The sequence below is a fragment of the Mycobacterium sp. THU-M104 genome, assembly GCF_049197365.1.
In the GTDB taxonomy this organism is placed as follows: domain Bacteria; phylum Actinomycetota; class Actinomycetes; order Mycobacteriales; family Mycobacteriaceae; genus Mycobacterium.
Map to the genome: position 1 here is coordinate 1 of NZ_JBMIOP010000059.1, position 4,064 is coordinate 4,064.

The 4,064-nt window shown below is 68.6% G+C and carries 3 protein-coding genes; 2 read left to right on the plus strand and 1 reads right to left on the minus strand.

Annotated elements, in window-relative coordinates; all coding sequences use genetic code 11:
- Nucleotides 1–1,757 (minus strand): isocitrate lyase/phosphoenolpyruvate mutase family protein (locus tag ACOJVU_RS05940; RefSeq protein ID WP_421528926.1); only part of this gene is annotated, 1,757 nt, incomplete at its 3' end.
- Between the two features lie 533 nt (nucleotides 1,758–2,290).
- Between ACOJVU_RS05940 and ACOJVU_RS05945 the strand changes: the two genes are divergently transcribed.
- Nucleotides 2,291–2,899 carry a YbhB/YbcL family Raf kinase inhibitor-like protein gene (locus ACOJVU_RS05945; RefSeq protein WP_421528927.1) on the plus strand — a complete coding sequence of 203 codons (609 nt, stop codon included), beginning with the start codon at nucleotides 2,291–2,293 and terminating at the stop codon, nucleotides 2,897–2,899.
- An 87-nt stretch (nucleotides 2,900–2,986) separates the two neighbouring features.
- The gene (locus ACOJVU_RS05950; RefSeq protein ID WP_421528928.1) at nucleotides 2,987–3,964 is read left to right on the plus strand and encodes an NAD(P)H-dependent flavin oxidoreductase; all 978 of its coding nucleotides are present in this window, start codon (nucleotides 2,987–2,989) and stop codon (nucleotides 3,962–3,964) included.
- The last annotated feature ends 100 nt before the right edge of the window (nucleotides 3,965–4,064 follow it).

The following is a 4,064-nucleotide window of genomic DNA, read 5'->3' on the forward strand; positions in this document are numbered from 1 at the left end:
GCCTTGGTGGTCGCGGTGCGCCCGGAGGAGGCGGCCAGCGCCGCGTCGCTGCGCGGCCCGCCGACCAACGTCTGCGGCGTGCGATACGGCGACTCCACCAACCGCATCTTGCGTTGCAGACGAGCCAGTGCCAGCATGCCATCCTGCCGCAGCGCGGTCGCGAATTCCTCGGCGGCGACGCCGTCGATCTGGTGTCCCCCATAGGTGATGAAGTTGAAGACGAAGCCCATCTCGCCGAGTTCCTCGGGGAAGCGCCGCATCTCCTCGTCGGTCATGCCGGTGGTGTCCCAGTTGAACGACGGAGACAGGTTGTAGGCGAGCATCTTCTCCGGGAACCGGGCATGAATGGCCTCGGCGAACTCGCGGGCGTCGGCCAGGTCCGCCGTCTTCGTCTCCATCCAGAGGATGTCTGCGAACGGTGCCGCAGCAAGAGACTTGGCGATCGCATACGGAATGCCGCCCCGGATCTGGTAGTAGCCCTCGGGCGTCTTGGCCAACTCGCAGTCCCAACCGGGGTCGGCGCCCAATTCTCTGGCCTTCTCGCGGGCGGTGTACAGCGACGCACGCTGGGCGAAACGGCGCCACGCTTCGGGGCTCATGTCGACCAGCTCGCCCTCGCTCTCGCCGAACTGGAGAACCTCCGAGACGGCCTCACCGTAGGTCATCAGTCCGGCGTCGTCCTCCCAGGCGGCCACGAATCGGGACTCCACCTGGTCGAAGAGATCTTCGATCGAGGTTTCGCTGTTCTCCCGCCAGGCGTTGACGGCGTCAGACACCAGGCCCTGGATACCCTGGCGCTCCAGCCAGGCCGAGGCGCCGGCGTACTCAGAGTCCGAAAGCGCGTACAGGAGGTGCCCGTTGAGGTCCTTGACGCCCAGCTCGTAGAAACGCCGGACCAGCGCCAGGAAGCAGGCCTTGTAGGAGGGAATGTTCAGGTTGGTGGCGCCCAGGAGGAACGGCTGGTCACGCTCGTCGGCGCGGCTGTCGATCAAGGTGGCCGCCTCGGCGTCGGTACGCGCCACGATGATTCCGGGCACCCGCATGATGTCGAGCTGGAACCGGGCGGCGTTGAGGCGCTTGATCTGCTCGTCCGACGGCACCAGAACCTTGCCGCCCTGATGCCCGCACTTCTTGGTGCCGGGCCGCTGGTCTTCGATGTGGTAGCCCGGCACACCGATCTCGACGAAACGGCGGATCAGGTTGCGCACGTGCGGGTCACCGCCGTGGCCGGTGTCGGCGTCGGCGATGATGAACGGCCGATAGTCGTACGCAGGGGCCGCGGCGCGCTGGCGCTCACTCATGTGCAGCCGCTGATACTGCTGGTTGCGGTCAGCGGCAAGCAGGGCGCGCACCAGTACCGCGGCGTCGTCGGGAACCTGGCTCAGCGGGTAGCTGGCGAGGTCGGGTCCGGGGTCCTCGGTGGTGGAGCCCTTGGCGGAGGTCGCCCAGCCACCGAGGTAGATGCCTTCGATACCCATCCGCTTAATGGCCACGGCCTGGCCGGGTGAGTAGGGGCCGAAGGTCGTGATGCTCTTCTTCGCCGCGAACAGCTCCCGCAACCGCTCGTAGAAGGCCGCCGCCGCCTCCCGTGCCACAGGGTAGTCGAGGGGGATGGTGCCGCGTTGCTCGGCAACCTGACGGGCCGTGTAGAGGCGCGTGATGCCGGTGAAACGCGGGCCGTCGATGTATCGCTGGGTGGCGGCGACATCGTCGCCGAACGGTGCCCGGACCTCGGTGTCCGTGTCGATGATGGCCATGGGGTTACGCTCCTCTTGGGGTTCCGTTGCACCCGAGTCTATCCCTGGCAACCGCCGTTCAATCAGGGGCCGAAATACTCCTCTGCCTGCCCGGCGCCGGCCGCCCGCGTGGTGTCCCCCCGAGGCCCGAAACAGGCCCCCGGCCGCCGGTGTCGACGGGTGATGTGTTGATAAGTCCTGGTGCACAAAGCTTTTCCGGGGGTCTCCCCGGCTTGCCGGCTCCTGGGCTGGTCCGGCGGTCGCAAAACCGCGATCGCGCGGTCGACCCGAACCGAGGCTGCGCCCTGGCGCAGCACGTCACCGCGGCGGTGCAGTCCGGGTGTGCCCAATGGTTGCATGCCCAATGGTTGCAGCGGTGACGGCTGCAGACACCGAATCGCGCAGGTGTGTTGTCGGTGCCGCACGTGTGGGCAGGTGAAGAAGGTCGGCGCGTAGCCGTGTTCAGGCCGGGAAAGGCCCCTGTTGCCTCGTGTCAAGATGCCCGCTTCGGTTGAGGCCTTTATTCGGCGACCGCGGTCGGCGACACTCTCCCTATGACGTCCCCGCAGGTCGCCACCGCACGGCGCATCGCGCTCGCCGGCGCCGGGTTGGTCCTCGTGCTGGCGCAGGCCGGCTGCGGCGGCCACGGCGGCAGCAGGATGACGGCCCCCGCGACCCCTGAGTTGACGACGGTCGCCCGGACCGTGCCGCAGGCCCCCGAAGCCGGCCCGGTGACGATCAGCAGTCCCGCCTTCGCCGACGGCGCGCCGATCCCCGTCCGGTACACCTGCAAAGGCGCCGACACCGCGCCCCCGTTGACATGGTCGGCGCCGCTGGGGGCGGCCCTGGTGGTCGACGACCCCGACGCCGTCGGCGGCACCTACATCCACTGGATCGTGGTCGGCATCCCGCCTGGAACGGGTGCCACGGCTGCAGGCCAGACCCCCGACGGTGCGTCCAGCCTGCCGAATTCGGGCGGCCGCACCGGGTACACGGGGCCGTGCCCGCCGTCGGGCAGCGGGGTGCATCACTACAGGTTCACGTTGTACCAGCTGCCCGCCAGCCATGATCTGACCGGCGATGTGGGCGGGCTGCGGGCGGCTCAGACGATAGCGGGTGCCGCCGTCACGCAGGCCCAGCTCACCGGTAGGTTCGGAGCCTGAGGGCTCGCCCTGCCGACCTGACGACGGCGACAGATTGCCTGGGGCCTTTCGGCGGTTGTACGGGTCGTCCCGAGAGAGGAGATCTTCATGCCGCTGCGTACACGGCTCACCCGGTTCTTCGACATCGAACATCCCATTCTGCTGGCGCCGATGGCCCGGGTCTCCGGGGGACGGCTTGCCGCCGCGGTGACCGGGGCGGGCGGGCTGGGCATGGTGGGCGGGGGGTATGGCGAGTCCGACTGGCTGCGAACCGAGATCGGCCAGACCGGCGGTGCGCGCGTGGGATACGGGTTCATCACCTGGAGCTTGGCCCGCGATCCCGGGGTGCTCGACATGGCGCTGGAGACACAACCGGCGACCATCATGCTGTCCTTCGGAGACCCGATGCCGTTCGCCGCCCGCATCCGCGCTGCCGGCGTATCGCTCACCGCCCAGGTGCAGGACCTCGAGCAGGCCCGCCGGGCCCTGGACGTCGGCGCGGACGTCCTCGTGGCCCAGGGCGGCGAGGCGGGCGGGCACGGAAAAAACGCGCGCTCGACGTTCACGCTGGTGCCCGACGTCGTGGACCTGGCAGCTGAGCGCTCCCCCGCGACGCCGGTAGTGGCTGCCGGAGGTGTCGCCGACGGCCGCGGGTTGGCGGCGGCGCTGGCGCTCGGTGCCGACGGCGTCCTGGTCGGCACCCGGTTCTGGGCGGTCACCGAGGCATTGGTGTCGCCCCGAGCCCACCGCCGTGGCATGGCCGCAAGCGGCGACGAAACCATCCGTACGCGTGTTTATGACATTGTGCGCCAGAAAGATTGGCCAGCTGGATATGATTCGCGGTTGGTCTCCAACGCGTTTGTCGAGGCGTGGCACGGCAACGAAGCGCAACTACTGGAGCGACTACCGGAGATGGTGAGCACCTTCCAGGAGGCGCTCGAGACGGAGGATTTCGACGTCGTCACCGTGCTGGTCGGCGAGACGATCGGCCGTATCGACACCGTGCGCCCGGCTGCTGACATCGTGGGCGAAATGGCCCACGATGCGGCACGGATCCTGAACCTGGCGGCACCTGGCCCGCAGTGAAACCCGAGGTGCCTCACGTAAAAGTGAGCGCGAAGCGGTAGCTGGTGCCTCACGCATAGTGAGCGCGTGGAGGCTTGCACTACTTCGCCTTGGCCAATCG

Coding starts and splice junctions, on each gene's coding strand:
- ACOJVU_RS05945 (WP_421528927.1), top strand. CDS start 2,291: ATGACGTCCCCGCAGGTCGCCACCGCACGGCGCATCGCGCTCGCCGGC.
- ACOJVU_RS05950 (WP_421528928.1), top strand. CDS start 2,987: ATGCCGCTGCGTACACGGCTCACCCGGTTCTTCGACATCGAACATCCC.